This is a genomic window from Jiella flava (assembly GCF_017349315.1).
Lineage (GTDB): Bacteria > Pseudomonadota > Alphaproteobacteria > Rhizobiales > Rhizobiaceae > Jiella > Jiella flava.
In genome coordinates this window covers 17,539-43,657 of the sequence record NZ_JAFMPP010000009.1, presented here as the reverse complement: position 1 = coordinate 43,657, position 26,119 = coordinate 17,539, and the positions used below count along the sequence as shown (strand labels likewise).

22 protein-coding genes are annotated in these 26,119 nt (G+C 63.3%); 12 read left to right on the top strand and 10 right to left on the bottom strand.

Annotated features, from left to right (window positions below):
- Positions 1-22 precede the first annotated feature (22 nt).
- From rnc to rpoZ, 6 genes are all read right to left on the bottom strand, one after another.
- Positions 23-730, bottom strand: a complete 708-nt coding sequence (rnc, locus tag J1C48_RS11550; protein ID WP_207258008.1) for a ribonuclease III — start codon at positions 728-730, stop codon at positions 23-25.
- On the bottom strand, positions 718-1,452 hold the full coding sequence (gene lepB, locus J1C48_RS11545; RefSeq protein ID WP_207258007.1) for a signal peptidase I: 735 nt from the start codon (positions 1,450-1,452) through the stop codon (positions 718-720). Before lepB ends, rnc begins: the two co-directional genes overlap by 13 nt.
- A 141-nt stretch (positions 1,453-1,593) precedes the next feature.
- On the bottom strand, positions 1,594-2,199 hold the full coding sequence (locus tag J1C48_RS11540) for a DUF2062 domain-containing protein (RefSeq protein WP_207258006.1): 606 nt from the start codon (positions 2,197-2,199) through the stop codon (positions 1,594-1,596).
- A 227-nt stretch (positions 2,200-2,426) separates the two neighbouring features.
- The gene (pyrE, locus tag J1C48_RS11535) at positions 2,427-3,005 is read right to left on the bottom strand and encodes an orotate phosphoribosyltransferase (protein ID WP_207258005.1); all 579 of its coding nucleotides are present in this window, start codon (positions 3,003-3,005) and stop codon (positions 2,427-2,429) included.
- An 87-nt stretch (positions 3,006-3,092) separates the two neighbouring features.
- Positions 3,093-5,306 carry a RelA/SpoT family protein gene (locus J1C48_RS11530; RefSeq protein WP_207258004.1) on the bottom strand — a complete coding sequence of 738 codons (2,214 nt, stop codon included), beginning with the start codon at positions 5,304-5,306 and terminating at the stop codon, positions 3,093-3,095.
- Positions 5,307-5,426: 120 nt separating this feature from the next.
- On the bottom strand, positions 5,427-5,858 hold the full coding sequence (rpoZ, locus tag J1C48_RS11525; RefSeq protein WP_207258003.1) for a DNA-directed RNA polymerase subunit omega: 432 nt from the start codon (positions 5,856-5,858) through the stop codon (positions 5,427-5,429).
- A gap of 385 nt (positions 5,859-6,243) precedes the next feature.
- Here rpoZ and J1C48_RS11520 point away from each other — a divergent pair, with 385 nt between their 5' ends.
- Both J1C48_RS11520 and J1C48_RS11515 read left to right on the top strand, forming a co-directional pair.
- On the top strand, positions 6,244-6,825 hold the full coding sequence (locus J1C48_RS11520; protein ID WP_207258002.1) for a LabA-like NYN domain-containing protein: 582 nt from the start codon (positions 6,244-6,246) through the stop codon (positions 6,823-6,825).
- A 12-nt stretch (positions 6,826-6,837) separates the two neighbouring features.
- Positions 6,838-7,542: a uracil-DNA glycosylase gene (locus J1C48_RS11515; protein ID WP_207258001.1), complete on the top strand. Its 705-nt coding sequence runs from the start codon at positions 6,838-6,840 to the stop codon at positions 7,540-7,542.
- Positions 7,543-7,544: 2 nt separating this feature from the next.
- Here J1C48_RS11515 and smpB read toward each other — a convergent pair whose 3' ends face one another.
- Entirely contained in the window at positions 7,545-8,015 is a 471-nt protein-coding gene (gene smpB, locus J1C48_RS11510; RefSeq protein ID WP_207258000.1) for an SsrA-binding protein SmpB, read from the bottom strand.
- 112 nt (positions 8,016-8,127) lie between these two features.
- A complete protein-coding gene (dapA, locus tag J1C48_RS11505; protein WP_207257999.1) occupies positions 8,128-9,009 on the bottom strand; it encodes a 4-hydroxy-tetrahydrodipicolinate synthase in 882 nt (293 codons plus the stop codon).
- Between the two features lie 312 nt (positions 9,010-9,321).
- Here dapA and J1C48_RS11500 point away from each other — a divergent pair, with 312 nt between their 5' ends.
- Together J1C48_RS11500 and J1C48_RS11495 are read left to right on the top strand one after the other, a co-directional pair.
- Positions 9,322-11,514: a lytic transglycosylase domain-containing protein gene (locus J1C48_RS11500; protein WP_231081735.1), complete on the top strand. Its 2,193-nt coding sequence runs from the start codon at positions 9,322-9,324 to the stop codon at positions 11,512-11,514.
- Between the two features lie 103 nt (positions 11,515-11,617).
- Entirely contained in the window at positions 11,618-12,529 is a 912-nt protein-coding gene (locus J1C48_RS11495) for an alpha/beta fold hydrolase (protein ID WP_207257998.1), read from the top strand.
- Here the strand turns inward: J1C48_RS11495 and J1C48_RS11490 are convergent, their stop codons facing one another.
- Both J1C48_RS11490 and J1C48_RS11485 read right to left on the bottom strand, forming a co-directional pair.
- Positions 12,530-13,495 (bottom strand): prephenate dehydratase, encoded by a 966-nt coding sequence (locus tag J1C48_RS11490; RefSeq protein WP_207257997.1) that lies wholly within the window; start codon positions 13,493-13,495, stop codon positions 12,530-12,532.
- Positions 13,496-13,499: 4 nt separating this feature from the next.
- Positions 13,500-14,228 (bottom strand): 3-deoxy-manno-octulosonate cytidylyltransferase, encoded by a 729-nt coding sequence (locus J1C48_RS11485; protein ID WP_207257996.1) that lies wholly within the window; start codon positions 14,226-14,228, stop codon positions 13,500-13,502.
- Positions 14,229-14,422: 194 nt separating this feature from the next.
- On the opposite strand from J1C48_RS11485, the gene J1C48_RS19170 reads away from it, so the two are divergent.
- From J1C48_RS19170 to J1C48_RS11445, 8 genes are all read left to right on the top strand, one after another.
- The gene (locus J1C48_RS19170) at positions 14,423-16,051 is read left to right on the top strand and encodes a c-type cytochrome (protein WP_207257995.1); all 1,629 of its coding nucleotides are present in this window, start codon (positions 14,423-14,425) and stop codon (positions 16,049-16,051) included.
- A gap of 488 nt (positions 16,052-16,539) precedes the next feature.
- Positions 16,540-18,315 carry an extracellular solute-binding protein gene (locus J1C48_RS11475; protein ID WP_246753868.1) on the top strand — a complete coding sequence of 592 codons (1,776 nt, stop codon included), beginning with the start codon at positions 16,540-16,542 and terminating at the stop codon, positions 18,313-18,315.
- Positions 18,312-20,189 carry an extracellular solute-binding protein gene (locus J1C48_RS11470; protein WP_207257993.1) on the top strand — a complete coding sequence of 626 codons (1,878 nt, stop codon included), beginning with the start codon at positions 18,312-18,314 and terminating at the stop codon, positions 20,187-20,189. Before J1C48_RS11475 ends, J1C48_RS11470 begins: the two co-directional genes overlap by 4 nt.
- A 154-nt stretch (positions 20,190-20,343) precedes the next feature.
- Positions 20,344-21,468, top strand: coding sequence for a microcin C ABC transporter permease YejB (locus J1C48_RS11465; protein WP_207257992.1), 1,125 nt, complete (start codon positions 20,344-20,346; stop codon positions 21,466-21,468).
- Positions 21,469-21,586: 118 nt separating this feature from the next.
- Positions 21,587-22,723 (top strand): ABC transporter permease, encoded by a 1,137-nt coding sequence (locus tag J1C48_RS11460; protein ID WP_231081746.1) that lies wholly within the window; start codon positions 21,587-21,589, stop codon positions 22,721-22,723.
- Between the two features lie 52 nt (positions 22,724-22,775).
- Positions 22,776-24,437, top strand: a complete 1,662-nt coding sequence (locus tag J1C48_RS11455) for an ABC transporter ATP-binding protein (protein WP_231081733.1) — start codon at positions 22,776-22,778, stop codon at positions 24,435-24,437.
- Positions 24,434-25,096 (top strand): NUDIX domain-containing protein, encoded by a 663-nt coding sequence (locus J1C48_RS11450; RefSeq protein ID WP_207257990.1) that lies wholly within the window; start codon positions 24,434-24,436, stop codon positions 25,094-25,096. Before J1C48_RS11455 ends, J1C48_RS11450 begins: the two co-directional genes overlap by 4 nt.
- Entirely contained in the window at positions 25,093-26,034 is a 942-nt protein-coding gene (locus tag J1C48_RS11445; RefSeq protein ID WP_207257989.1) for a 2-hydroxyacid dehydrogenase, read from the top strand. Before J1C48_RS11450 ends, J1C48_RS11445 begins: the two co-directional genes overlap by 4 nt.
- Positions 26,035-26,119 lie beyond the last annotated feature (85 nt).

The window sequence follows — 26,119 nt, the reverse complement described above, 5'->3', positions numbered from 1 at the left end:
GAACCGTGATCGTCGTTATCGCTCAATCCTCGTCCTTCCAGACACCTTCCCGCCGCAACACCGCGGCGGCTGCTTCCTGTTCTGCAATTCGTTTCGAGCGCCCGTGCCCCTCGCCGGGCGCCAGACCCTCGACGGTCACGCGAATGGTGAACTGCGGCTCATGGTCCGGGCCCGAGCGGCCGATCATCTCATAGCGCGGCGGCGTCGGGCCATTGCGATGAGCCCATTCCTGCAGCGCCGTCTTCGGATCGCGCCTCGCCGTCACGTCGGCATCCAGCCGGTCGCCCCACTGGCGGATGACGAAGTCGCGCGCCGTTTCCAGCCCTTCGACCAGATAAATGGCGGCGATCAGGGATTCGACGAGATCAGCGCGAATGCTCTTGGTGCGCTCGGACTTCAGCTTCTTCAGGTCGCTGCCCTGACGAACGTAATCAAAGAGCCCGATCGCGTCGGCGATCGCCGCACAGGCCTCGGCACTGACCAGCGCATTCAGCCGCAGCGACAGCTCGCCCTCATCGGCATCGGGAAACTGCGTGAACAAGCGCTCGGCGATGATCAGGCCGAGCACGCGATCGCCGAGAAACTCCAGCCGTTCATAGCTTTTCGTCGCGCCCTCGCCCTGCAGACTGGCATGGGTCAGCGCCCGTTCGAAGCGCTCCTTGTCGCGGATCGGAACACCGATCGTCTTTTCGAGCGCATCGAGTGACTTTTCTCGCTTTACCCGAGCCATGTGAAGAAGCGGCTCGGCCGCAGGTCGCTCGGCCAATTCCAGATCTCGAGCGGCGAGACGTCGTCCTTGATCGAGAAGAAGATGATCCGCGCCTTGCCGACGAGATTTTCGAACGGCACGTACCCGACGTCGAAGCGGCTATCGAGCGAGTTGTCGCGATTGTCGCCCATCATGAAATAGTGGCCCGGCGGCACGACGAATTCGCGGGTGTTGTCGCCGGCCGAATCCGGCGTCAGATCGAGGGTGATGTAGGAGACGCCATTCGGCAGCGTTTCGCGATACTGCTTGGCCTTGGTGCCGTCCTCGAAGGTGAATTCGCCCGCCGGCTGGCGCGGCACCGGCTTGCCGTTCAGATAGAAGATGTCGTTGCGCACCTGGATGTGGTCGCCGGGCAGTCCGACCAAGCGCTTGATATAGTCGACATCGACCTCGTTCGGCTTGCGGAACACAACGACATCGCCGCGATGGGGCTGCGAGGAGAGGATGCGCCCCTCGAACAGATCCGGCGAGAACGGGAACGAATATTTCGAAAAGCCGTAGCTCCATTTCGAGACGAACAGATAGTCGCCGACGAGAAGCGTCGGCATCATCGATCCGGAAGGAATAGAGAAGGGCTGAAAGAGAAAGGTTCGAATGACGAGGGCGAGGATGAGAGCCTGAATGATGACCTTGACGGTCTCGCCGAAGCCGCCCTGATCCCGTCGTTCGGCCTGATCGACCATCGCAATCTCTTTTTCGCCTGTTCGCCTGTCGATGCGGCAGCGCCGCAAAGCGCCTTCTAACCACTCGCCGGCTTCGCCGCAACGCCGAGACGCCTAAACTTTCACAGAGGTGACGCGAGGCGTGACGATTGCGTGAGACGCCTATGGCTTACCGGGGCCGGCGAGCTTGCCGACAATGGTTTCACCGGCTTGGTCCGGCGCTCTGCGGCCGGCCAGGATCCGCCGCCGGCGATGCGCCTGAAAACTCGTCACCGCCGCGCGCACGATACCGTAGGAAATCCCCCCGGCGACGAGGCCAAGCGGGATCGAGCCGATCAGCATGGGTTTGACCACCGGTTCCCAGATGGCGAAGAGGTTCCAGGGCGACAGCGAGGATTCGAGCGCCATCGGCTGCGGCAGGCGACCGGGGCTCTTTTCGGTCAGATAGCGGCCGAGTTCATAGGTCGCGCCCCAGATAAAAGGAAAGGTGGCCGGATTGCCGACCGCAGTGCCGAGCGCGGCCGCCGCCATGTTGCCGGCGAGAATGAAGGCGATCGCAAACGCCATGATGAAATGAAAGCCGACAAACGGCGTGAAAGACGCGATGACGCCGGCGGCAAAGCCTGCCGCGACCGCGTGCGGTTCGGCATCGAGACGGATCACCCGTTTGAGGAAATAGCGATAGGAGCGCCGGAACGACCGGCGCGGCCAGAGGAAAGTAAGAAATCGCGCCCACCGGCTTTCCGGTTCGCGACGCCGAAACAACATGGCCGTCGAAGTCTCCCGAGACAGAACGAGCGGATTGAAGCCTCGTCCGGTCGAAATGCTTGCCGCAGCGAAATTGCTACGGATCTCCGGGCCATTGCCGGCGTCCGTTACGGCTGCGTCATAGATAGGACGATGCGGGCGGTGATTCGACCACGGCGCCGCATTCGGTGCGATTTTCGCGCAAGGGATGGCCGATCCGAGGCCGAAGCGCGCTCGGCCAATTCGCGCTACAGCGAACGACTGCCGGGCTTGACCGCCGGGATCGCGGCCAGTTCGGGCGGCAGAGCATCGGCCGGATAGGCCGGCACCTCGTATTCCGCCAGCGCAATCAGCGGCACGCCGACATCAGCCTTGCCGGCCGAACGATCGATAATGCACGCGGCCGCCACGACCTCGGCTCCGAGCTCTTGCAGACAGGTGACCGTCTCGCGGATCGAAAGGCCGGTGGTCACGATGTCCTCGACGATCACCACCCGCGCGCCCGGTTCGATCTCAAACCGCCGCAGCCGGAAGACGCCGTTCTCCCGCTCCACCCAGATCGCCGGCGCGCCAAGATGGCGGGACGTTTCATAGGCGGGGATCAGGCCGCCGACCGCCGGGCCGACCACGAAGTCGATCGCGCCCTCGGTCTCGGCCCGGATGCGCTCGGCCAGCGCCTGACAAAGATTTTCGGTCAGATGCGGATGCATGAACACCCGCGCCTTCTGCAGGAAGATCGGGCTGCGCAGGCCCGATGTCAGGATGAAATGGCCTTCGAGATAGGCGCCCGCCTGCCGAAAAATGTCGAGGACGTCTTCGTTCGTCATGATCTTCGCGCCGCTCCGCCCGGTTCGTCTCGCCCCTTCGGTAGAGGCAAGACGCGCGCGCTTCAAGCCGCCCCGCCGGCCTTGCCCTCAGCCATTCACCCGCCACACCTCCGAAACGCACGGCTTGGCGCGCAGCTGCCGCAATGTTTCGGTCAGATGCTGCAGGTCCCAGACCTCCAGTTCGATGACCATCTTGGTGAAGTCGTGGGCCGTCGAGACCATCGAAAGGGTGTGGATATTGGCGTCGTTGATGGCGATCGTCTCGGCGATTTCGGCGAGCGAGCCCGGCTCGTTACGCGCCGACAGCATGATGCGGGCCGGAAAACGCTCGCTCATCGCCTCGTCGATGTCCCAGCGCACGTCGATCCAGCGATCCGGCTCATCGTCATAGGCGGTGAGCGCCGGCGACTGGATCGGATAGATGATGATGCCCTTGCCGGGCTCGATGATGCCGACGATGCGATCGCCCGGGACGGCCCCATCCGGTCCGAAATGCACCGGCATATCGTCGCCGGCGCCGCGGATCGGGATCGGATTGCCATTCTTGCGCGGCTTCGCCTTGGTGCGCCCCGGCATACGAAAAATCATGCCGGCGGCGGTGCGCAGGTTGAACCAGCCCTCGTCCTCGCCCTTTTCCGGTGCCCGTGCCGCGCGGCTTTCCTGATAATCTGGGAAGGCCGCCCGCAACACGTCCGCCGGTTTCAACTCACCTCGCCCGACGGCGGCGAGCGCGTCGTCGACCTCGCGGTGTCCGAGCTTGCCGACCAGCGGCTTCAAGGCGTCGCGCGAAAAGGTCTTGCCGGCGCGGGTGAAGGTGCGATCGAGGATCTGCTGGCCGACGCCGGAATATTGCTTGCGAATCGAGGTTCGCGAGGCCCGGCGGATCGCCGCCCGCGCCTTGCCGGTCACCGCGATGTTCTCCCAGGCCTGCGGCGGCGTCTGGCCCTTGGCGGTGATGATCTCGACCTCGTCGCCATTGGCGAGTTCGGTCACCACCGGCATGATGCGGCCGTCGATCTTGCAGCCGACGCAATTGTCGCCGACCTCGCTGTGGACGGCATAGGCAAAGTCGATCGGCGTCGCGCCGCGCGGCAAGGCGATCAGCCGTCCCTTCGGCGTGAAGCAGAAGACCTGATCCTGGAAGAGTTCGAGCTTGGTGTGCTCGAGAAACTCTTCGGCACTGTCGCCAGCGGCCAGAAGCTCGATCGTGCGCCGCAGCCAACCGTAAGCGTTGGAGTCTTTCGACAGAGGCACCGGACCGCCCAGCGCGCCATCCTTGTAAAGCGTGTGGGCGGCGACACCATATTCGGCGATCTCGTGCATCTCCTGGGTGCGGATCTGCAGCTCGACGCGCTGGCGCGACGGCCCGACGATGGTGGTGTGCAGCGAGCGGTAGTCGTTCTGCTTAGGGATCGAAATGTAGTCCTTGAACCGCCCCGGCACCATCGGCCAGCTGCGGTGGACGATCCCGAGCGTCTGGTAGCAGGCCTCCTCGTCGTCGACGATCACCCGAAAGCCGAAAATGTCCGACAACTGTTCCAGCGACAGCGCCTTGCGCTGCATCTTGGAAAACACCGAATGAGCGGTCTTCTGCCGGCCGTAGACGGTGGCGTGGATGCCGTTTTCCTTGAGCTTGGCGGTCAGATCGCGTTCGATCGCCGCAATCGTTTCGGCATGGCGCTGGCGCAGTTCGGCGAGGCGCGCGGTGATGGTCTCGAAAGCATCGAGATTGATGTGCCGAAAGGCCAGCGACTCCAGCTCGTCGCGCAGATCCTGCATGCCCATGCGCCCGGCCAAAGGCGCATAGATGTCCATCGTCTCCTGGGCGATGCGAGCCCGCTTTTCCGGCGCCATCGGCCCGAGGGTGCGCATATTGTGCAGGCGATCGGCGAGCTTGACCAAAAGAACCCGGATGTCGTCGGCGATCGCAAGCAGCAACTTGCGCAGATTTTCCGCCTGCGCCGCCCTCTTGGAGACGAGGTCCAGCTTCTTCAGCTTGGTCAGACCCTCCACCAGTTGGCCGATCTTCGGACCGAACAGCTGGTCGATCTCCTTGCGCGTCGCGTCGGTGTCCTCGATCGTGTCGTGCAAAAGCGCGACGGCGATCGTCGCCTCGTCGAGATGCAGCTCGGTCAGGATTGCCGCGACTTCCAGCGGATGAGAGAAATAGGGATCGCCGCTCGCACGCTTCTGCGTGCCATGCTTCTGCATGGCGTAGACATAGGCTCGGTTGAGAAGCGCTTCGTCGAGATTGGGCTTGTAGGCCGCGACCTTCTCGACGAGTTCATATTGCCGCATCATGGGCGTCTGGCGAAAATCTCTGTCGGATGAAAGATAAAAGGGCGCCGTCTCATACGAGACGACGCCCTCCTAATATAATCTCAACGGCGCAGAATGGTGTAGTGCACGCACCCTGCCCGATCAATAATCGTCGGTTTTTTCCGGCGGAACCAAGCCTTCGATGCCCGCCAGGAGCTCGTCTTCCGACATCCGGTCGAAGGACATCGGCTCGGCATCCTCGGCGGCCGGCTCGGTGGCGGCCGGAACCTCGGCATTGGCCGCGGCGACGAGGCGCTGATTCTCGTCGCGCTGGGCTTGGTCGGGACGCGGCTCCGGCTCGTCCACCTCGACGTGCTTCTGCAGCGAATGGATGAGGTCTTCCTTGAGATCGCCCGGCGAAAGGGTCTCGTCGGCGATCTCGCGCAGCGCGACGACAGGATTCTTGTCGTTGTCGCGCTCGACGGTTATGCTTTGCCCCTGAGAGATCTGACGCGCCCTGTGGCTGGCAAGGAGAACCAGTTCGAAACGGTTCTCAACTTTGTCGACGCAATCCTCTACGGTGACGCGGGCCATGCCTGTCTCCTGAAACTGGCGAATTCTGTGGCGAAGTCCCGCACATAGACCTTTCGCAGCTGCATCACAAGGGCTTTGCGAGCGACGTCATATTTTCGGGCAATTTGATCGGCGAGACAGACAAGACGTTTCGGCGCCCCGATCGTGATGACGGGATGCGGCACATCGGTTGGCCGCATCCGCAATCAACGCAATTTGGATAGATCTTTCGTCAAATTTCGCAAGCCACAGATCGGAAATATTTATTGTCGCTTAAGTTCGGAGGCTTGCCGCCCTCCCCTCAAACCTGCTACGGCGCGCGATCAAGGCTCCATTTCAAAGAAAGCCGAAAAGATGGCGTCACAGTATACGCCATTTCTCATTCTCTCATGGAAGTTGTATCAAGATGTTTGATCAGCGTGAAAAAATTGCCCTTTTTATTGATGGCGCCAACCTCTACGCCACGTCGAAAAACCTCGGCTTCGACATCGATTATAAGAAAATGTTGAGCTGGTTTCAACGTCAGGCCTATGTTCTCAGAGCTTATTATTACACGGCATTGATTGAAGATAATGAATATTCGTCGATCCGGCCGCTGATCGATTGGCTCGATTACAACGGCTACCGAGTCGTCACCAAGCCGGCGAAAGAATTCACCGACCAGACCGGTCGCCGCAAGATCAAGGGCAACATGGATATCGAACTCGCGATCGATGCCATGGAACTGGTCGACACCGTCGATCACTTCGTGCTGTTTTCCGGCGACGGCGACTTCCGCTCGCTGGTCGAGGCGCTGCAACGCAAAGGCCGCAAGGTGTCCGTGGTCTCGACCCTCACCTCGTCGCCGCCGATGATCTCCGACGATCTGCGGCGCCAGGCCGACCACTTCATCGACATCGTGACCCTGCGCAACGATGTCGGCCGCAATCCAGCCGAACGCGAAGCCCGGGCCGGCCGCCGCACCGACAATGACGACGAGGATTATTGAGCAACGCCGTCGATGACCGCCTCGGAACGTTTGCCTGACAGCTCAGGCGGCTTTCGTCCGGCCTTTGCCGGAACGCCCGCCGAGCCGTCTCGCGATTGCCCGCTCTGCCCGCGCCTTGCGGCCTTTCGGCAGGAATGGCGCGAGCGCGAGCCCGATTGGCACAATGCGCCAGTGCCGAGCTTTCTGCCGCAAGACGGCGAAAACACGGTCCGGCTGCTGATCGTCGGCCTTGCACCGGGTGTGCGCGGCGCCAATCGAACCGGCCGGCCGTTCACCGGCGATTATGCTGGCGATCTGCTTTATACGACCCTTGCGAAGTACGGATTGGCCAACGACCGCTTCGAGGCGCGCCCTGACGACGGGCTCGCACTGCGGGGCGTGGCGATCACCAATGCGGTGCGCTGCGTGCCGCCGGAGAACAAGCCGGTCGGAGCCGAAGTCAACGCCTGCCGCGATTTCTTCAAGGCGACGGTCGCGCGGCTGCCGGGGCTCTGTGCGGTGGTGACGCTCGGCAAGATCGCCCATGATTCGACTGTACGGGCACTGGGCGGCCGCGTCGCCGCCCATCCGTTCCGCCATGGCGGAACGAGCGATCTCGCCGGCCTGCGGCTGTTTTCGAGCTATCACTGCTCACGCTACAACACCAATACCGGCCGGCTGACGACGGACATGTTCGAGGCGGTGTTCGCCAGGGCCGCGGCCTTCATCGAACGCTGATCTCAGCTTTCTTTCAACAGACGCTGCTTCTGCCGATTCCAGTCACGCTCCTTGATGGTCTCGCGCTTGTCCGGGGCATTCTTGCCCTTGGCCAAGGCAAGCTCCAGCTTGGCGACGCCGCGATCGTTGAAATAGATCTTCAGCGGAACCAGCGTCATACCGTCGCGCTGCACCGCCCCGGCGAGCTTATTGAGCTGCGTGCGGTGGACCAGGAGTTTGCGGCGGCGCTTCGGATTATGATTGAAGCGATTGGCCTGCAGATATTCCGGCAGGTTGGAATTGATCAGCCAGAGTTCGCCCTCTTCCTCGGTCGCATAGGCTTCGGCGATCGATGCCTTGCCGCCGCGCAGCGACTTCACCTCGGTGCCGGTGAGCGCAAGTCCGGCCTCGAGCGTGTCGACGATCTCGTAATTATATCGCGCCTTGCGGTTTTCAGCCGCGATGTTCGACGCGGCCTGCTTCTTCTTGGCCATGGTTCGACTGGGTGCGCGTTGCGCGCACATCCTCTCTGTCTGGCACCGGCGACAGTAACTGTCAGCTCGGGCGCTTCGAACGGTTGCGAGCCTTTCGGCCAGCCCCGTCGTGTCAGTTGATAAGACCGGCGTGGCGCAGCGCGCGATCGATGATCTCGGCGGTCCCTGCCTCAACCGAAACCAGCGGCAGCCGCACTGAATTGGTGACCTTGCCGAGCTTGTCGAGGGCATATTTCACGCCTGTCGGGCTCGGTTCGATGAACAGCGCCTTATGCAGCGGCATCAGCCGATCCTGAATTTCAACCGATGCGGCATAATCGCCCTTGGCGCAGGCCGCCTGCATATCAGCACACAAGCGTGGCGCGACATTCGCCGTAACCGAGATGCAGCCAACGCCACCATGGGCGTTGAAGCCGAGAGCCGTCGAGTCCTCGCCCGATAGCTGGATGAAGTCCGTGCCGCAGGTCGCGCGCTGCTCCGACACCCGATCGACTTTCGCCGTCGCATCCTTCACGCCGACGATGTTCTTGAAATCGGCGGCGAGCCGGCCCATCGTTTCCGGTGTCATGTCGATTAGCGAGCGGCCCGGTATGTTGTAGATCAGGATCGGCAGTGACACCGCCTTGGCGATCGCGGCGTAATGCGCATAGAGGCCGCGCTGGTTCGGCTTGTTGTAATAGGGCGTGACAACGAGAAGGGCGTCGGCGCCGGCGCTTTCGGCAAACCGGGCCAGATCGATCGCCTCGTCGGTGTTGTTCGAGCCCGCCCCGGCGATCACCGGCACGCGGCCGGCCGCGACCTTGATGCAGGCCTCGACCACCTGCTTGTGCTCGTCATGGCTGAGCGTCGGGCTTTCGCCCGTGGTGCCGACCGGCACCAGACCGCTGGAGCCTTCCGCGATCTGCCACTCGACGAATTCGGCAAAGACGTCGTCGGCAAATCCGCCATCCTCGCCGAAGGGCGTCACCAGCGCCGGAATCGAGCCCTTGAACATCTTGCACTCCCACTCAATCCGGACACCGTTCCGAATTATCGTCATTGTTCGAGCCAGTCGCCTGGCGTCTGCGCCCGCCAAAGCTTCGGCCCCGATGAGCGGCGGGCAGTAGCGAAGGGCGACAGACTGGCGCTGGAGGCGCGAACATATTGAAGCTGGAAAGCGGAAACAAGCCGGGCCCGCAAGTTGAAAGGCCGCCGAAACACCCCACGGTAACACGGCTTTAAGGGCAATCGTGAGAGATTTGAAAACCATGCCGGAACGACCGACCCGGCGCCACCTTCAAAATTTCGACACCCCATGAGGATGTCCATGCCGAGACTGCCACGCGCTTCCATGCTCCTGACAATGACGCTGTCCCTATCGGTCTCGGCCGGACCGTCCCTTGCCGAGATGCCTGCGTTGCCGACGCTCGGCCCGGTCCCGACGGCGCGTCCGGGCGGCATGGCGGCTGGCATGTCGCTCGACACCGCCCGGTTCGGGGCGCGCGTCCCGATGCCGACGCCGATGCCGATCGAGGTTCCGGTTCCTCGTCAGCCCCCCGAACAGGTCCCGGCCAGCACCACCGCCTTCACGGCGTCGATCGCGGGGATGCGCCCGAGTTTCGATCCGGTGCAGCCGGTTCAAGGCGAACTGAAAGACGGTCTGCAGGCGCTGTCCGACCGCAACGCCGTCAAGGCCCGCGCGATTCGCGAGGGCATGACGCCGGGGTCGCTCGATCGGGACATTCTGACCTGGGCGATCGCGCTCACCGGCGGCGACGATGTCCCCGCCATCGAGATTGCCAATGCCGCTCGCTCGCTCCGCGGCTGGCCGGGCATGAAAGAGCTGCGGATCAATTCCGAAAAGGCGATCTGGCGCGAGAACCGCCCGGCGCGCGAGGTGCTTGCGGCTTTTGCCAACAGCGAGCCGGAAAGCCCCGAGGGCGCGATGGCGCTCGCCCGCGCCGATCTGCAGGTCGGCGATGCCGGCCGGGCCAAACGCCTGATCGCCAAGGAGTGGCGCACCGAGGTCATGGACGACAAGACCGAGAACGCCATGCTCTCGACCTTCGGCGCCCTGCTCGGCCCCAGCGATCACAAGCGGCGGATGGACATGCTGCTCTATCGCGACCGGGTCAGCGACGCCAAGGACGTCGCCAAGCTCGCCCATGCGAGCGCGCTCTATTCCGCGCGCGCCGCCGCGATCCGAGGCCAGGACAATACCTATAAGCTGCTCGGGCTGGTGCCGCGCGCCGAACGCTCCGATCCGGGCTACCTGTTCGCGCTGGTCGAATATTACCGCAAGAACGACAAGCCGGAGAAGGCGGCCGAACTTCTCCTTCAGGCCCGCCGCGACCCGAATACGCTCGTCGATCCGGACGCCTGGTGGAACGAGCGCCGGATCATCGCCCGCGACCTCCTCGACCGCAACCAGCCGAAGCTCGCCTATCGTATCGCGGCCGAACACTCGGCGCTCAATTCAGCCGAAGCGGTGGAAGCGGAGTTCCACGCCGGCTGGATCGCGCTGCGCTTTCTTTCCGATCCGCGCACCGCGCACCGCCATTTCGCCCGCATCGTCGAGATGTCGAACAAGCCGCTGTCGCTGTCGCGCGGCTATTACTGGCTCGGCCGCTCCGCCGAGGCCGGCGGCGGCGGTAACGCCCGGTCCTATTACGAGCGCGCGGCGCATTACGCGGCGACGTTCTACGGCCAGCTCGCGGCGGCGCGCCTGGGCCGGCAGCCCCATGCGATCGAGTTTCCGAGCCCGAACCAAGCCGAGCGCCAGCATTTCGCCGCCCGCGAGGCGGTGCGCGCCATTCAGCGGCTCCAAGAGATCGGCTCGGACTGGCGCGCCGACGTGCTCTATCAGGGCCTTGCCCACGAATTACAGAGCCCGGGCGAACTTGCTCTTTTGTCGGTCATGGCAGAACGACGCGGCGATCACCACCTCGTCCTGCAGATCGGCAAGATCGCCTATTGGCGGGGCATCGACGCGCCGGCACTCGCCTTCCCGATCGGCGTGATCCCGGCGGACGCCCACATCTCGGCCGCCGGCAAGGCTCTCGCCTATGCGATCGCTCGGCAGGAAAGCGGCTTCAACCCGCAAGCCCGCTCCTCGGCAGGCGCCCTTGGCCTTCTCCAGCTGATGCCCGGCACCGCCAAGAGCATGGCGCGCAAGATCGGCGTCTCCTATTCGCCGACGCGGCTGACCAGCGACCCGGGCTATAACGCCACGCTCGGCGCGCAATTCCTCGGCGAGCAGATCGAGAATTTCGACGGCTCCTACGTTCTCACCTTTGCCGCCTACAATGCCGGCCCGCGCCGCGCCCGCGAATGGATCCAGCGCTTCGGCGACCCGCGCGGCATGTCGCTCGATCAGGTGATCGACTGGGTCGAGCGCATTCCCTACACCGAGACCCGCAACTACGTGCAGCGGATCATGGAAAACTACGAGGTCTACAAGATCCGGCTCGGTGCGCCCTTCTCGATCGAGAGCGACCTCGTCAACGGCCGCAAGGGCTGATAGCGTCTGATCCCAAGACAGAACTCAATCCCACCGCAACCTGTCTTGGGCGCCGTTTGCGCCTTACCGAAGATTGAGGCGGTCACGCACCAACGAGGCGGTCATGGCGGGCGAGAGCGGCGCAGTCTTCACCTTCCTCCATGACGGGCTGACCCTTGCCGGTCGGCTCTGGGGAGATCCCGAGACAGCCAGGCGCTCCCATCTGCTGCCGATCATCTGCCTGCCGGGGCTGACCCGCAACGCCCGCGACTTCGCGGCGCTCGCCACCGCGATCACCGCCACCGATCCGCGGCGGCTTATCCTCGCCTTCGACTATCGCGGCCGCGGGCTGTCGGATCCCGCGGCGGGTCCGGATGGCTACACGGTTGCCGCCGAGGCCGCCGACACGCTGGCCGGCCTCGATCATCTCCAAATCGATCGCGCGGTGTTCGTCGGCACCTCCCGCGGGGCGCTGATCATCCATTCGATCGCGGCCATGCGGCTCGCCGCCATCGCCGGAGTGGTGTTCAATGATGCCGGGCCGCGGCTGGAACTCGAAGGGTTACGGCACATCCGCGACACCGTCGGCATCGTCGAATCCTTTGCCGGCTGGGACGAGGCCATCGACGCCGTCGCCAAGGCCAATGCGCCACGCTTCCCGGCGCTGTCACAGGCCGATTTCGCTCGCATGGCGCGCGCCGGCTTCGTCGAGCACAACGGCCGCATCTTCGGCGATTACGATCGTCGGCTGCTCGAACCGCTGCGCACCATGGACCTCGACAACCCGCTGCCGGAACTCTGGGCCGCCTTCGATCTCCTCAAGGGCGTGCCGCTGCTCGTCATTCGCGGCGAGACCTCGAAGCTTTTCACGGCCGAGACCGTCGCCACGATGAGCACGCGCCACCCGAGCCTCGAAGCTATCGTCGTCAGAGGCCAAGGCCACGCGCCGCTTCTCGAGACCGGCCGCCTGCCTGGCGCGATCCTTGACCTCGTCACCCGCGCCGAGGCGGCGAGCGCCGGCTCGACCGAGCGCTGATCACTCGCCCGGCAAAAGCCGAGCCTGACGATCCTCCGAGGCATGATAGACGCCGAGATTGCGGTATTCGGCGGAGAAGAAGCGCAGCTCCTCGAGCGCCCGGCCGAGCGCCGGATCATGCGGATGTCCCTCCACATCGGCATAAAACAGTGTCGCCGAGAAGCTGCCGCCGAGTTGGTAGCTTTCGAGCTTAGTCATGTTGATGCCGTTGGTCGCAAAGCCACCAAGCGCCTTATAAAGGGCGGCCGGAATGTTCCTCACCCGGAAGACGAAGGTGGTCACCACGTCTCGGCTGACCATCGAGCGCCCATCCTCGCTCTTTTGCGGATCACGCGCGACCCAAAGGCTCAGGCGTTGCTCGTCGGGGTCGACGAAGGGCTGCTGCTCGGGATTGGCGAGGATGACGAAGCGAGTGACGTTGTTCGCCGAATCCTCAACGTCCTCTTCGAGAATCGACAGACCATAGTAATCCGCGGCAAGCCGCGGCGCGAGCGCGGCGCGGCTGCGATCGCCCGCCGCGGCGACTTCGCGCGCCGCCCCGGCGGTGTCGGCGGCAACCTGCGGCTTCCAGCCATTGGCCCTGAGATATTTCCGGCATTGCCCAAGCGCGTGAATGTGGCTTGACACGCTGCGGATATCGGACCGGGCGACACCCGGCAGTGCCATCAGCTGAAAGTGAATCGGCATGAAATATTCGCCGACGATCTGCAGCCCGGAATCCGGCATCAGAAGGTGAATGTCGGCGACACGGCCCGCCAGCGTATTCTCGATCGGGATCATCGCCCGCTCGACCCGCCGAAGGCGCCCCTCATATTCGACGGCGCCGTTGCGCAGAGCCGCAAAGGCGTCGTCGAAGGACGGGCATGGCAGCGCCTCATAAGCGTCGCCGAAGACGTCTCTCACCGCCATGTCGGAATTGGCCCCGGTTTCGCCCTGGAAGGCAATCATCGGGCGATCGTCGGCCATGACCTCATGCTCCTAAGATTTCGCGGGCGCGGGCCAGATCGTCGGGCCCGTCCACGCCAAGTGGCACAGTATCGACGATTTCGGCGTCGATACGCATCCCGTTTTCGAGTGCCCTGAGCTGCTCCAGCTTCTCCCGCCGCTCCAAGACCGATGGCGCGAGCCGCACGAAGCGCTCCAGACTGGCCCGGCGATAGGCGTAAAGGCCGATGTGGTGGTAATGCGGCCCCTCACCCCAAGGTGCCGTCGCGCGGGTGAAGTAGAGCGCGTGAAGACGATTCGGCCCGATCGGCGAACCGACCAGCTTGACGACGTTCGGATTGATGCGCTCGTCGTCGTGGCGAATTTCGGCGGCAAGCGTCGCAATGTCGCAGGATGGCTCCTCGAACGGCTTCAAAGCGAGGCGAATCGTTTCCGGATCGATGGTCGGAAGATCGCCCTGGACGTTGATCACAGTCTCGACGTCCCCGTTGGGATCGACGGCCAACAGCGCTTCGTGGATCCGATCCGAGCCCGACTGGTGCTCAACCGACGTCATCACGGCTTCGAAACCCGCATTCCTGACCACGTGGAGAATTTCGTCGGCATCGGTTGCGACAACGACCCGTCCAACGTCGGCGAGCGCGGCCCTTTCGGCGACACGCACCACCATGGGCTTTCCAACGATGTCGGCCAAAGCTTTTCGCGGAAGGCGTGTCGAACCAAGGCGCGCGGGAATGAGAACAAGTGTCGACATGTTACGATGGTTCAATCCTATTGGAACGGGCCGATGCTGTAACGAACCTTTGGGAAGTGACAAAAAGCGTCGGCATCATTGCTTCTACAGAGGTTGCCTTGATACGGCAAAACTCCTAGGGTCCGGGCGTTTTGAGCTTGGGCGGCTCGAAGCGACAAAGTTGCAGGACGTCATGGGGAGGATCGTTCCGGACAATGGATTCGTTTGAGGCAAACAAGATCTTCGGGGCCATTTTAGGCACGGTATTCGTGCTGTTTGGCGGCAGCCTACTCGCCGAGGGATTGTTCCATTCCGAAGCCCCCGAAAAACCCGGATACGAAATCAAGGTCGCCGAGGCAACTCAGGGCGGCTCCGGCGGGGGACAGGAGGCCGCCAAGGAAGATCCCCCGATCGCTGCTTTGCTGCAAAACGCCAGTGCCGACAAGGGGGAAGCGATCTTCAAGAAGTGCGGCGCGTGCCATTCGGGCGAAAAAGGCGGCCCGAACAAGGTCGGCCCGCATCTTTGGGACGTCGTGAACCGGCCGATCGCCTCGATTTCCGACTTTTCCTATTCCGGTGCCATGAAGGACTTTTCCAAAAATGGCGCTGAGAAATGGGACTACGATCACATCTATCACTTCATCAAAAGCCCGAAAGACGACGTCCCTGGGACGAAGATGGGCTTTGCCGGCCTGAAGAGCCCGCAGGACCGCGCCGACGTCATCGCCTATTTGCGGACCCTCTCCGACAATCCCGCGCTCTTGCCGGAAGCGCCCGCCAAGGAAGCGAGCGCTGCGGCTGGCGGCGAGAAGCCCGCCGAGGCCAAGCCGGCTGCGGAAGATCAAAAGGCCGCGGGCGAAGCGGCGAAGCCTGCGACGCCGGCGCCGAACGCGACCCAGACCGCCATGGCCGGCGATCCGGCGGCGGGCGAAAAGGTCTTCAATAAGTGCAAGGCCTGCCATGCCATCGGTGAAGGCGCCAAGAACAAGATCGGCCCGGAGCTGAACGGCATCGTCGGCGAGAAGATCGCCGTCGTGGACGGTTACAGCTTCTCCTCGGCCTTGCAGACCTATGCCAAGGACCATCCGACCTGGACAGTCGAGGAACTCCATGCCTGGCTCACCGATCCGAAGGCGGTCGCCCCCGGCACCAAAATGTCATTCCCGGGCCTTAAGGACAAAAAGGACATCGACAACGTCATCGCCTATCTCGCCAGCTTCGACGAGAACGGCCAGAAGAAGACCGCCGAGGCTGCGCCTCAGGCGACCAATCCGGCCACGACGACGGAATCGGGCGCCAATGCAGGAGCTGAAACGACCCACAAGCCGGCCGAAGCCAAACCGACCGACAATTCGAGCGGCGAGGAAGCCGCATCCGAACCGCCGAAGCCGGAAGCCAAGCCGGCCGACGAGACTTCAAAACCGGCGGAACCGCAGCAAAACGGTGCCTCCAGCGACCAGGGCGCGGCCACTCCGGCGCCGAACGCGACCCAGACCGCCATGGCCGGCGATCCGGCGGCGGGCGAAAAGGTCTTCAATAAGTGCAAGGCCTGCCACGCCATCGGCGAAGGCGCCAAGAACAAGATCGGCCCGGAGCTGAACGGCATCGTCGGTGAGAAGATCGCCGTCGTGGACGGCTACAGCTTCTCCTCGGCCTTGCAGAATTATGCCAAGGACCATCCGACCTGGACAGTCGAGGAACTCCATGCCTGGCTCACCGATCCGAAGGCGGTCGCCCCCGGCACCAAAATGTCCTTCCCGGGCCTTAAGGACAAAAAGGACATCGACAACGTCATCGCCTATCTCGCCAGCTTCGACGAGAACGGCCAGAAGAAGGGGCAATGAGGCGGATCACCGCCGTGCCGCAAGGTCAAAGAAGCCCCGAATCGCAGGGTTCGGGGCTTTTTCTTTGGCCTTTGCCGCATCGCTCGCTCAGCCGGCACGCAATGAAAACGTTGTGACTTGGCGAAAGAACCCGATGCTCGCCATAAAACGCGATGACACTGTGTTCAGCGCCGTTTTGCCCCAATGACGACACCAGACCTTCGCATGAAGGCATGGCACCCAAGACGACATTGCACGGAGACCTGCCCTTGCCGTTCCTGACACGTCTCGCCCTTTTCCCCGCAATCGCAGCTCTGGTCGCCGCGCTATCGTTTTCGGCAGCGTCTGCGCAGACCGGGGCCACCCGAGAGAGCGGAGACAGCAAGGCAGGCACGGCGACCACCGCTCCCGCAGCCCCCCAATCGGCCGCACCGGGCGGCGCCCCGGCCCAGCAGGCCGGGCCTCAGCCGAGCCAAGCGGATCCGACCGGCGGCGTGTGGCGCAGCTCAATGTCGCTGATCGGCCCGTCGAAATATGGCAGCGACTTCAAGCACTACGACTACGTCAATCCGGAAGCCCCGAAGGGCGGCACGCTGAATTCCGTGGTCATCGGCTCCTATGACAGCTTCAACCCCTACGTTGTGCGGGGCACGCCGGCGGCAGGTCTTGCCAATTTCGGCGGCGGACTGCTCTACGATACGCTGTTCGAGCAATCGACCGACGAGCCCTCGACGTCCTATGCGATGGTCGCCGAGGCGGTGCGCTATCCGAAGGACGACTCCTCCGTCACCTTCCGGCTCAATCCGAAGGCGCGCTGGCACGACGGCCAGCCGATCACCGTCGAGGACGTGATCTGGAGCTTCGAGACATTGAAGACGCTCAATCCCCAGTGGGCGTCCTATTACAAGAACGTCGTCAAGGCGGAGAAGACCGGCGATCGCCAGGTCACCTTCAGCTTCGACCAGACCGGCAACCGCGAATTGCCACAGATCATGGGCGATCTGACCGTCTTGCCGAAACATTGGTGGGAAGGCACAGGCCCCAACGGCAAGAAACGCGACATCTCGCAGCCGACTGTCGAGCCGCCGCTCGGCTCCGGCGCTTATACGATCGGGCATTTCGTCGTCGGAAAATCGATCGAATGGGACCGGGTCAAGGACTATTGGGCCGCAAATGCACCGCCGCATGTCGGCCGCAACAACTTCGACCGGATCGATTTTACGTATCTACGCGATTCCAACGCCGCGTGGGAAGCCTTCAAAAAAGGCGGCCTCGACGACTATCGTGCAGAAAATATCTCGCGCCGCTGGGCGACCGAATACGGTTTTCCGGCGTTCAAGGCCGGCAAGGTCAAGAAGATGACGGTTCCCGACCATCAGGTCGCGTCGATGCAGGCTTACGTCCTCAACAACCGCCTGCCGAAATTTCAGGATCGGAGGGTGCGCGAGGCGCTGACCTTCGCCTTCAACTTCCAGGAGATGAACCGAACTCTGTTCTACGGTCTCTATCAGCGGCAATTAAGCTATTTCGAGAACAGCGAACTCGCCGCCAAGGGCCTGCCGAGCCCGGGCGAATTGCAGTTTCTGACGCCGCTAAAGGCCAAGATCCCGCCTGAAGTGCTCACCGAGGAATTCAAGCTCCCGGTTTACACCGACGAAAAATCCACCCGCGAGAATCTGCGCAAGGCCTATGATCTTCTCAAACAGGCGGGGTATGCGCTGAAGGGAACGCGTCTCGTCGACAAGTCCGGCAAGCCCTTGGCCATCGAGATGCTCGGCAACGATCCTTCCGATACCCGCACGCTGGAGCCCTATGCCCGTAGCCTGCGCCGGCTCGGCATCGATGCGACGGTCCGGATCGTCGACAGCAATCAATATATCGAGCGCATGCAGAACTTCGATTTTGAGATGACGGCGATGAAATATTATCCGCAGTCGCTCTCTCCGGGCAACGAGCAGCGGGATTTCTGGTCGAGCGCAGCCGCCGACGCGCCGGGCAGCCGCAACTATGCCGGCATCAAGAACCCGGCCGTCGACACGCTTATCAACGATATCGTCTATGCCAAGAATCGCGAGGACCTCGTCGCCGCGACACGGGCACTCGACCGGGTGATGCTCTGGGAGTTCTATGTCGTGCCTCAGTGGTACAAGCCGGAGGACTGGATCGCCTATTGGAACAAGTTCGGCATGTCCGGCAAGCATCCCGCCTATAGCTCGGTTGATCCCTACGCCTGGTGGATCAAGGCGGCGGCCAAAGACGCGGCGACCGGATCTGCCAAACCATGAGCTGCAGCCCGAACCTCACCCGCCGCGGATTCGGCCGGCTTGCCGCCGGCCTGGCCGCCACCGCCACCCTGCCGACCCGCGGCTTCGCCCTCACCGCCACCGGGCGGCCGCTGCATGGCCTCTCGGCCTTCGGAGATCTCAAATATCCGCCGGATTTTCCGCATTTCGACTATGCGAGCCCGGAAGCACCGTCCGGCGGTCAGTTCAATTTCTCGGTGCCCAATTGGGGCTTCAATCAGTCGCCGCTGACCTTCGACACCCTCAACACCTTCGTCCTGCGCGGCAGTGCTCCGCCGCGCATGGAAAGCCTCTACGACACGCTGATGGCCAGCGCCCTCGACGAGCCCGACGCGATCTACGGGGCCCTCGCCCAAACGGTGACGCTGTCCGACGATCGCAACGCCTATGTCTTCGCGCTGCGGCCGGAGGCGACGTTCTCAACCGGCGCGCCGGTCACCCCTGTAGACGTCGTCTTCACCTACGAAACCTTCAAGGAAAAGGGCCACCCGTCGCTCCAGATCGTCCTGCAGCAGCTGGAGCGGATCGAAGTCGAAGCACCGGATCGCGTCCGGCTGGTGTTTTCCGGCCACCAAACCGATCAGGATGCCCTTGCAGCCTTTGCAGTGCCGATTATCCCGAAGGCCTTCTTCGACGACCAGCCGTTCGAATCGGTCAGCACCAAAGCCATTCCCGGCAGCGGGCGCTTCCAAATCAAGGCTTACGACTTCGGTCGCTACATCGAATATGAAAAGCGGCCGGATTACTGGGCCAAGGACATGGGCTTTGCCCGCGGCCTCGACCATTTCGACGTGATCCGCATCGACTTTTTCCGCGATCGCACCACCGCTTTCGAAGCCTTCAAGAAGGGCAACATCCATTTCCGCGAGGAGTCTGTTTCCAAGACCTGGGCGACGGAATACGTCTTCCCGGCGGTCACCGAGGGCAAGGTGATCAAACGCGAATTTCCCAAGGAAAAGACGCCGGTCTTCCAGTGCTGGGCGCTGAATCAACGCCGCAAGCGCTTTGCCGATCCGCGGATCCGCCAAGCCATCAACATGTGCTTCGACTTCAAATGGACGAACGCCAACATGTTCTATGGCCTCTACCAGCACGCCGATTCCTGCTTCGAGAGTTCCGATTTCAAGGCCGAGGGGCCGCCTTCTCCGGCGGAATTGGAGATCCTCGAGCCGCTGCGTGACAAACTGCCGGACGCGGTGTTCGGCGACGTCTGGCGGCAGCCGGTCTCCGACGGCTCCGGCCAGGATCGCAAGATGCTGCGCGAGGCTCTGCGGCTCTTCAGCGAGGCTGGCTGGCGCCAGAAGAACGGCCGCCTGGTCGATGCCAACGGGCAGGGCTTTGCGCTTGAATATCTGATCGACGATCCCGGCTTCGAGCGGGTCTACGGCAAGTTCATCCAGACACTCCGGCTGATCGGCGTCGATGCCTCCATCCGTCTCGTCGATGGGGCGCAGTATCAGGACCGCCAGAACCGCTTCGACTTCGACATGATCGGGGCCGCTTTCAGCCTCGGCGCGACGCCGAGCCGCAACAGCCTGACCGATCTGTTCGGCAGCGCCACCAGGGATCGCCAGGGGGCGAACAATCTCGTCGGCATGGCCGATCCCGGCGTCGATGCGCTGATCGAGGTCGTCAACAAGGCGTCCGACCGGCGCAGTCTGACGATGGCGATGCGCGCCCTCGACCGGGTGCTGCGGGCGCGGCTCGACTGGATCCCCAATATTTACTCCCAGTCCCATCGTGCCGCATTCTGGGACAGGTTCGGGTTCAAACCGGACAAGCCGGATTATGGCTGGCCGGTCGAAAGCCTGTGGTGGTTCGACGCGGCCAAGGCGAAAGCGATCGGCAAGGCCTGAGCAAGGGCTGGCGGAAAGGATGCGTTCAGGCAACGACCGTCCTTTTGCGCAAGACACGGCTTTTGTTTAACACCCTCGGAAGACGGCGCGCCGCTTCGGGCCCGTCGACCGATTTCGCACCGCGACACCTTGAAACCGGAGACGCTTCCCCCGCATGGGCGCTTACATCCTCCGCCGCCTGCTTTTGATGATTCCGACCATCCTCGGCATCATGGCGATCTCGTTCCTGGTCGTGCAGTTCGCCCCGGGCGGTCCGGTCGAACAGGTGATCGCGGGTCTGCGCGGCGATGCCGGCGGCGCCACCGAACGCGTGTCGGGCGGCGGCGGTGACTTCGGCGCCAGCAGCGGCGAGGACTCCGGCTACCGCGGCGCGCAGGGGCTCGATCCGCAGTTCATCGCCAAGCTGAAACAGCAATTCGGCTTCGACAAGCCGCCGCTCGAACGCTTCGGCCTGATGATCTGGAACTATGCCCGCTTCGACTTCGGCGAGAGCTATTTCCGCTCGATCTCGGTGTGGAAACTCATCCTCGAAAAAATGCCGGTCTCGATCTCGCTTGGCTTGTGGATCACCTTGCTGTCCTACGCCATCTCGATCCCGCTCGGCATCCGCAAGGCGCTGAAGGACGGCTCGACCTTCGACATCTGGACCTCCGGCGTCGTCATCGTCGCCTATGCCATTCCCGGCTTCTTGTTTGCCGTCCTTTTGATCGTGCTGTTTGCCGGCGGCTCGTTCTTCGACTGGTTCCCCCTACGCGGGCTGCTATCGGACGGCGTCAGGGGCGACTGGTGCGCGCCCTGGTCGGCGGCGTTTTCGGTGGAGCGATGCGTCGGGCAAACGATCCCGGATTATTTCTGGCATCTCACGCTGCCGTTGATCGCACTGTCGCTCTCCGCCTTCGCGACGACGACACTGCTTACCAAGAACTCCTTCCTCGACGAAATCCGCAAGCAGTACGTCACCACCGCCCGTGCCAAGGGTCTGACCGAGCGGCGGGTGCTTTACGGCCATGTCTTCCGCAATGCCATGCTGATCATCGTCGCCGGCTTTCCAGGCGCGTTCGTCTCAGCCTTCTTCACCGGCTCGCTGTTGATCGAGACGATCTTCTCCCTCGACGGCCTCGGCCTGCTCGGCTTTGAATCGATCTACAAGCGCGATTATCCCGTTGTCTTTGCGACCCTCTACATCTTCTCGCTGATCGGCCTGATCACCACCTTGATCTCCGACCTTACTTACACCTGGATCGATCCCCGGATCGATTTCGAGAAACGGGAGGTCTGACGCCATGGCCGATGACAGCCTGAAAGATCGCATCGCGACCGATCCATCCCTTCATCAGCGCACCGACGAAGACGTCGCGGCCGAACTCGCGCGCGACGAAACCGCCGGCATCGGCCAGATGATCCCCCAAGGCGCGGTCGAAGCCGCCCGCGTCAAGCGCCCCCTGCTCTCGCCGCTCAATCAGCGGCGCTGGAAGAACTTCAAGTCCAACCGGCGGGGCATGTGGTCGCTCTGGATCTTTGCGATCCTGTTCGTTTTGACGCTGTTTGCCGAACTCATCGCCAATGATCGCCCGCTGCTCGTCGATTACAAGGGCGAGTTCTACTATCCGATCCTCGTCGACTATCCCGAAGAGACCTTCGGCGGCTTCCTGCCGGTCACCAATTACCGCGATCCCTTCGTTCAGGACGAGATCACGCAGAATGGCTGGATGATCTGGCCACCGATCCGCTACTCCTACAACACGGTCAACAACGAGATCCCGACGCCGGCGCCCTCGCCGCCCTCCTGGACGTTGAGCGAAAAGGATCGCTGCGCGCGCTATCCCAAGGGCGTCGACGATCCGAACTGTACCTTCGGCAACATGAACTGGATCGGCACCGACGATCAGGGCCGCGACGTTTTGGCCCGCCTGATCTACGGTTTCCGCATTTCCGTGCTGTTCGGCCTCGTGCTGACGGCCGCCTCGGCGGTGATCGGCGTCGGCGCGGGCGCGATCCAGGGCTATTTCGGCGGCTGGGTCGACCTTTTCTTCCAGCGCTTCATCGAAATCTGGTCGTCGATCCCGGTGCTCTATCTTTTGCTGATCATCGCCGCGATCCTGCCGCCGGGTTTCTGGGTGCTGCTCGGCATCCTGCTCCTGTTCTCCTGGGTCGCCTTTGTCGGCGTGGTGCGGGCGGAGTTCCTCAGGGCCCGCAACTTCGAATATGTCAATGCCGCCCGCGCTCTCGGCGTCGGCGACTGGACGATCATGTTCCGCCATCTCCTACCGAACGCCATGGTGGCGACGCTGACCTTCCTGCCCTTCATCTTGAACGGCTCGATCACCACCTTGACGTCGCTCGATTTCCTCGGCTTCGGGCTGCCGCCCGGCTCGCCCTCGCTCGGCGAGCTGCTCGCCCAGGGCAAGAACAATCTGCAGGCGCCGTGGCTCGGATTTTCCGGCTTCATCGTCATCAGCCTGATGCTGTCGCTGCTGGTCTTCGTCGGCGAGGCGGTGCGCGACGCCTTCGATCCGCGCAAGAGCTTTGGATGATGCCACGCTCCGCCCTGCCCCTTCGTCTCCGTTTCAAAGAGGATGCCGCCGCTTGACCTTGAAGGCTGCCGAACGGTCTCCCGCCGCCGCCCGACCACTCTTGTCGGTCGACCACCTCTCCGTCGCCTTCAGTCAGGGCGGCGCGACGACGCTCGCGGTCGACCACGTGTCGTTTCAGATCGCCAAGGGCGAGACCCTCGCGCTCGTCGGCGAATCGGGGTCCGGCAAGTCGGTCTCGGCTCTCTCGATCCTGAAGCTTTTGCCCTATCCGGCGGCCAGCCATCCAAGCGGCGCAATTTATTTCGACGGTGAAAACCTCATCGATGACGATGAGCGCGACCTTCGGCGTGTGCGCGGCAACCGCATTTCGATGATCTTTCAGGAGCCGATGTCCTCGCTCAACCCCCTGCACACCATCGAGCGGCAGGTCGGCGAAGTCTTGAAGATCCATCGCGGCATGGGCGAAAAGGCGGCGCGCGCCCGCACGCTGGAGCTTCTGACCCAGGTCGGTATCCGCAATGCCGAGGAGCGGCTCGGCGCCTATCCGCATCAGCTTTCCGGCGGCCAGCGCCAACGCGTGATGATCGCGATGGCGCTCGCCAATGATCCGGACCTGCTGATCGCCGACGAACCGACCACGGCCCTCGACGTCACCGTCCAGGCGCAGATTCTCGAGCTGTTGAAGACGCTGCAGGCCGAGCATGGCATGGCGATGCTGTTCATCACCCATGATCTCGGCATCGTCCGGCGGATCGCCGACCGGGTCTGCGTGATGTATCGCGGCAAGATCGTCGAAGAAGGCCCGACCCCGCGGATCTTCGCCGACCCTCATCACGCCTATACCAGGCATCTCCTGGCAGCCGAACCGAAGGGCCGACCGCCCGCCGCCAACGCCAACGCACCGGTGGTGATGGAAGCCGAAGACCTCAAAGTCTGGTTCCCGATCCGCAAAGGGCTGTTTCGCCGCGTCGCTGGCTACGTCAAGGCGGTCGACGGCATCGATATCATGGTGCGGGCCGGCCAGACGGTCGGCGTCGTCGGCGAATCCGGTTCCGGCAAGACCACCCTCGGCCTCGCCCTGAGCCGCATGATCTCGTCGAAAGGCGGGATTCGTTTCGAGGGCGAGCGGATCGATCAGCGCTCCTTCAGGGCGATGCGCCCCTTGCGCGAGCGCATGCAGATCGTTTTCCAGGATCCCTATGGCTCGCTGTCGCCGCGCATGTCGATCGCCGACATCATCTCCGAAGGGCTGAAGATTCACGAGCGGGGGCTCAATGCCGACCAGCGCGATCAGCGGGTGGTCGGCGTCATGCGCGAGGTCGGGCTCGATCCGGCCGCCCGCTTCCGCTTTCCGCACGAATTTTCCGGCGGTCAGCGCCAGCGCGTCGCGATCGCCCGGGCGATGGTGCTCAATCCGCGTTTCGTCATGCTCGACGAGCCGACCTCGGCCCTCGACATGAGCGTCCAGGCGCAGGTGGTCGATCTTTTGCGCGACCTTCAGAAAAAGCACGACCTGGCCTATCTATTCATCAGCCACGACTTGAAAGTCGTGCGCGCCCTCGCCAACGAGGTCATCGTCATGCGCAACGGCCAGGTGGTCGAGCGTGGCCCCGCCGAAGATATCTTCGAGCGGCCGCAGACCGACTATACCAAGGCCTTGATGGCGGCGGCCTTCGACATCAAAGCCGCGCCGACAGGAGTCGTTTCCGAATGAGCGGACATTACCGCGATCAGTTGAGCGATCAGCCGCTCGACTTCGCCATCATCAAGGATGAGCTAATCCACGGCGGCTTTCGCGATTTCCGCAAGCTTGAGATCGAGCACGACCCGCTCGTCGGCGAAGGCCGGATCGGGCCGATGGATCGCGAATATCTCGCCACCGGTCCGGTTGTCGTGATTCTCCCTTATGATCCCAAGCGCGACGCGATCGTCGTCATCCGGCAGTTTCGCCTCGCCGCGGCCCTGGCGACGCCGAATCCCGCAGCGCTTGAACTGCCGGCCGGCATGGTTGATCCGGAGGAGGATACCGCGACCGCCGCGGCCCGCGAGCTCACCGAGGAGACCGGCCTTCAGGCGCTGGCGATCGAGCACTGTTTTTCGATGCTGCCCGCGCCGGGCGTGACCAACGAGCACGGCCACGTCTATCTCGCCATCGTCGACGCCGACGGGCTTGCCGAGAGCGCCGGCCTCGACGACGAGCACGAAGACATCCGGCCGATCCTCGCCCCGGTCGACGCATTGATTGCGGCGGTCGACGACGGCTGGGTGCAGAACGGCTACCTCATCGCCTGTACGCACTGGTTCGCACGCAAGGGTCGTCCGCGGGCGCAGGCGCTTCAGGGAACACTCTTTGACAGTGACGACAACGCATGACCATTCTGCTTTCCGTGACCGGTTTTGATCCGTCCCGTTGGTGGGAGGCGCTGCATCTTGCCGCGCCGGATCGCCGGATCGTTGTTGACCCGGCAGCGGCCACGGGTGAGCCGATCGACTACGCCGTCGTCTGGAAACAGCCTCCCGGGCTGCTCGCGACCCTGCCGAACCTCAAGGCGATCTTCTCGCTCGGCGCCGGCGTCGACCACATCCTTGCCGACCGCGAGTTGCCCGACGTGCCGGTCGTGCGGATCGTCGCCGACGATCTGAAGGACCGGATGAGCGAATATGTCGTCTGGCGGGTGCTCGATCATTTTCGCCGCGGCCGCGCCTATCGCCAGCAGCAGGCGCAGAAGATCTGGCATGAGCGCATGCAGCCGGCCGCCAAGGACGTCACAGTCGGCATTATGGGTCTTGGTGTTCTCGGGATCGACGCCGCGACAAAGCTCGGCGTTCTCGGCTTCAAGCTCACCGGCTGGAGCCGCAGCGCAAAACGCGTGGAGGGCGTCGAAACCTTCGCCGGCACGGCCGGGCTCGCCCCGTTCCTCGGCGCCAGCGACATCGTCGTCGTGCTGCTTCCGCTGACGTCAGAGACGCGCGGCATCATCGGCGCCGATCTGTTGTCGAAGTTGAAGCGGGAAACCCCGCTCGGCGGACCGGTTCTGATCAATGCCGGGCGCGGCGCGCTGCAGGACGAGGTTGCGATTCTCGCGGCGCTTGACGACGAGCGGCTGATGGAAGCCTCGCTCGATGTCTTCACCGTCGAGCCGCTGCCGGCTGAATCCCGGCTATGGAGCCATCCGAAGGTCTTCGTCACGCCCCATGCGGCGGCGCTGTCCGATCCGGATTCCCTCGCGCCGATCATCATGCGCCAGATCGCCGCGCATGAGCGCGGCGAGCCGCTCGAAAACGTCGCCGATCGCACTGCGGGATATTAATGGTTGACGAACATCGGGTGTGACGATCAGCGCCCGGCGCGCCTACAGCGCCATGCGTGCCTTTGGACGCAGAAGGGATGCTCCA

What these genes read in the sequence shown, in the direction of transcription:
- rnc (WP_207258008.1), bottom strand. Translation starts at nt 730, where the DNA reads ATGGCTCGGGTAAAGCGAGAAAAGTCACTCGATGCGCTCGAAAAGACG.
- lepB (WP_207258007.1), bottom strand. Translation starts at nt 1,452, where the DNA reads ATGGTCGATCAGGCCGAACGACGGGATCAGGGCGGCTTCGGCGAGACC.
- J1C48_RS11540 (WP_207258006.1), bottom strand. Translation starts at nt 2,199, where the DNA reads ATGTTGTTTCGGCGTCGCGAACCGGAAAGCCGGTGGGCGCGATTTCTT.
- pyrE (WP_207258005.1), bottom strand. Translation starts at nt 3,005, where the DNA reads ATGACGAACGAAGACGTCCTCGACATTTTTCGGCAGGCGGGCGCCTAT.
- J1C48_RS11530 (WP_207258004.1), bottom strand. Translation starts at nt 5,306, where the DNA reads ATGATGCGGCAATATGAACTCGTCGAGAAGGTCGCGGCCTACAAGCCC.
- rpoZ (WP_207258003.1), bottom strand. Translation starts at nt 5,858, where the DNA reads ATGGCCCGCGTCACCGTAGAGGATTGCGTCGACAAAGTTGAGAACCGT.
- J1C48_RS11520 (WP_207258002.1), top strand. Translation starts at nt 6,244, where the DNA reads ATGTTTGATCAGCGTGAAAAAATTGCCCTTTTTATTGATGGCGCCAAC.
- J1C48_RS11515 (WP_207258001.1), top strand. Translation starts at nt 6,838, where the DNA reads ATGACCGCCTCGGAACGTTTGCCTGACAGCTCAGGCGGCTTTCGTCCG.
- smpB (WP_207258000.1), bottom strand. Translation starts at nt 8,015, where the DNA reads ATGGCCAAGAAGAAGCAGGCCGCGTCGAACATCGCGGCTGAAAACCGC.
- dapA (WP_207257999.1), bottom strand. Translation starts at nt 9,009, where the DNA reads ATGTTCAAGGGCTCGATTCCGGCGCTGGTGACGCCCTTCGGCGAGGAT.
- J1C48_RS11500 (WP_231081735.1), top strand. Translation starts at nt 9,322, where the DNA reads ATGCCGAGACTGCCACGCGCTTCCATGCTCCTGACAATGACGCTGTCC.
- J1C48_RS11495 (WP_207257998.1), top strand. Translation starts at nt 11,618, where the DNA reads ATGGCGGGCGAGAGCGGCGCAGTCTTCACCTTCCTCCATGACGGGCTG.
- J1C48_RS11490 (WP_207257997.1), bottom strand. Translation starts at nt 13,495, where the DNA reads ATGGCCGACGATCGCCCGATGATTGCCTTCCAGGGCGAAACCGGGGCC.
- J1C48_RS11485 (WP_207257996.1), bottom strand. Translation starts at nt 14,228, where the DNA reads ATGTCGACACTTGTTCTCATTCCCGCGCGCCTTGGTTCGACACGCCTT.
- J1C48_RS19170 (WP_207257995.1), top strand. Translation starts at nt 14,423, where the DNA reads ATGGATTCGTTTGAGGCAAACAAGATCTTCGGGGCCATTTTAGGCACG.
- J1C48_RS11475 (WP_246753868.1), top strand. Translation starts at nt 16,540, where the DNA reads ATGTCGCTGATCGGCCCGTCGAAATATGGCAGCGACTTCAAGCACTAC.
- J1C48_RS11470 (WP_207257993.1), top strand. Translation starts at nt 18,312, where the DNA reads ATGAGCTGCAGCCCGAACCTCACCCGCCGCGGATTCGGCCGGCTTGCC.
- J1C48_RS11465 (WP_207257992.1), top strand. Translation starts at nt 20,344, where the DNA reads ATGGGCGCTTACATCCTCCGCCGCCTGCTTTTGATGATTCCGACCATC.
- J1C48_RS11460 (WP_231081746.1), top strand. Translation starts at nt 21,587, where the DNA reads ATGATCCCCCAAGGCGCGGTCGAAGCCGCCCGCGTCAAGCGCCCCCTG.
- J1C48_RS11450 (WP_207257990.1), top strand. Translation starts at nt 24,434, where the DNA reads ATGAGCGGACATTACCGCGATCAGTTGAGCGATCAGCCGCTCGACTTC.
- J1C48_RS11445 (WP_207257989.1), top strand. Translation starts at nt 25,093, where the DNA reads ATGACCATTCTGCTTTCCGTGACCGGTTTTGATCCGTCCCGTTGGTGG.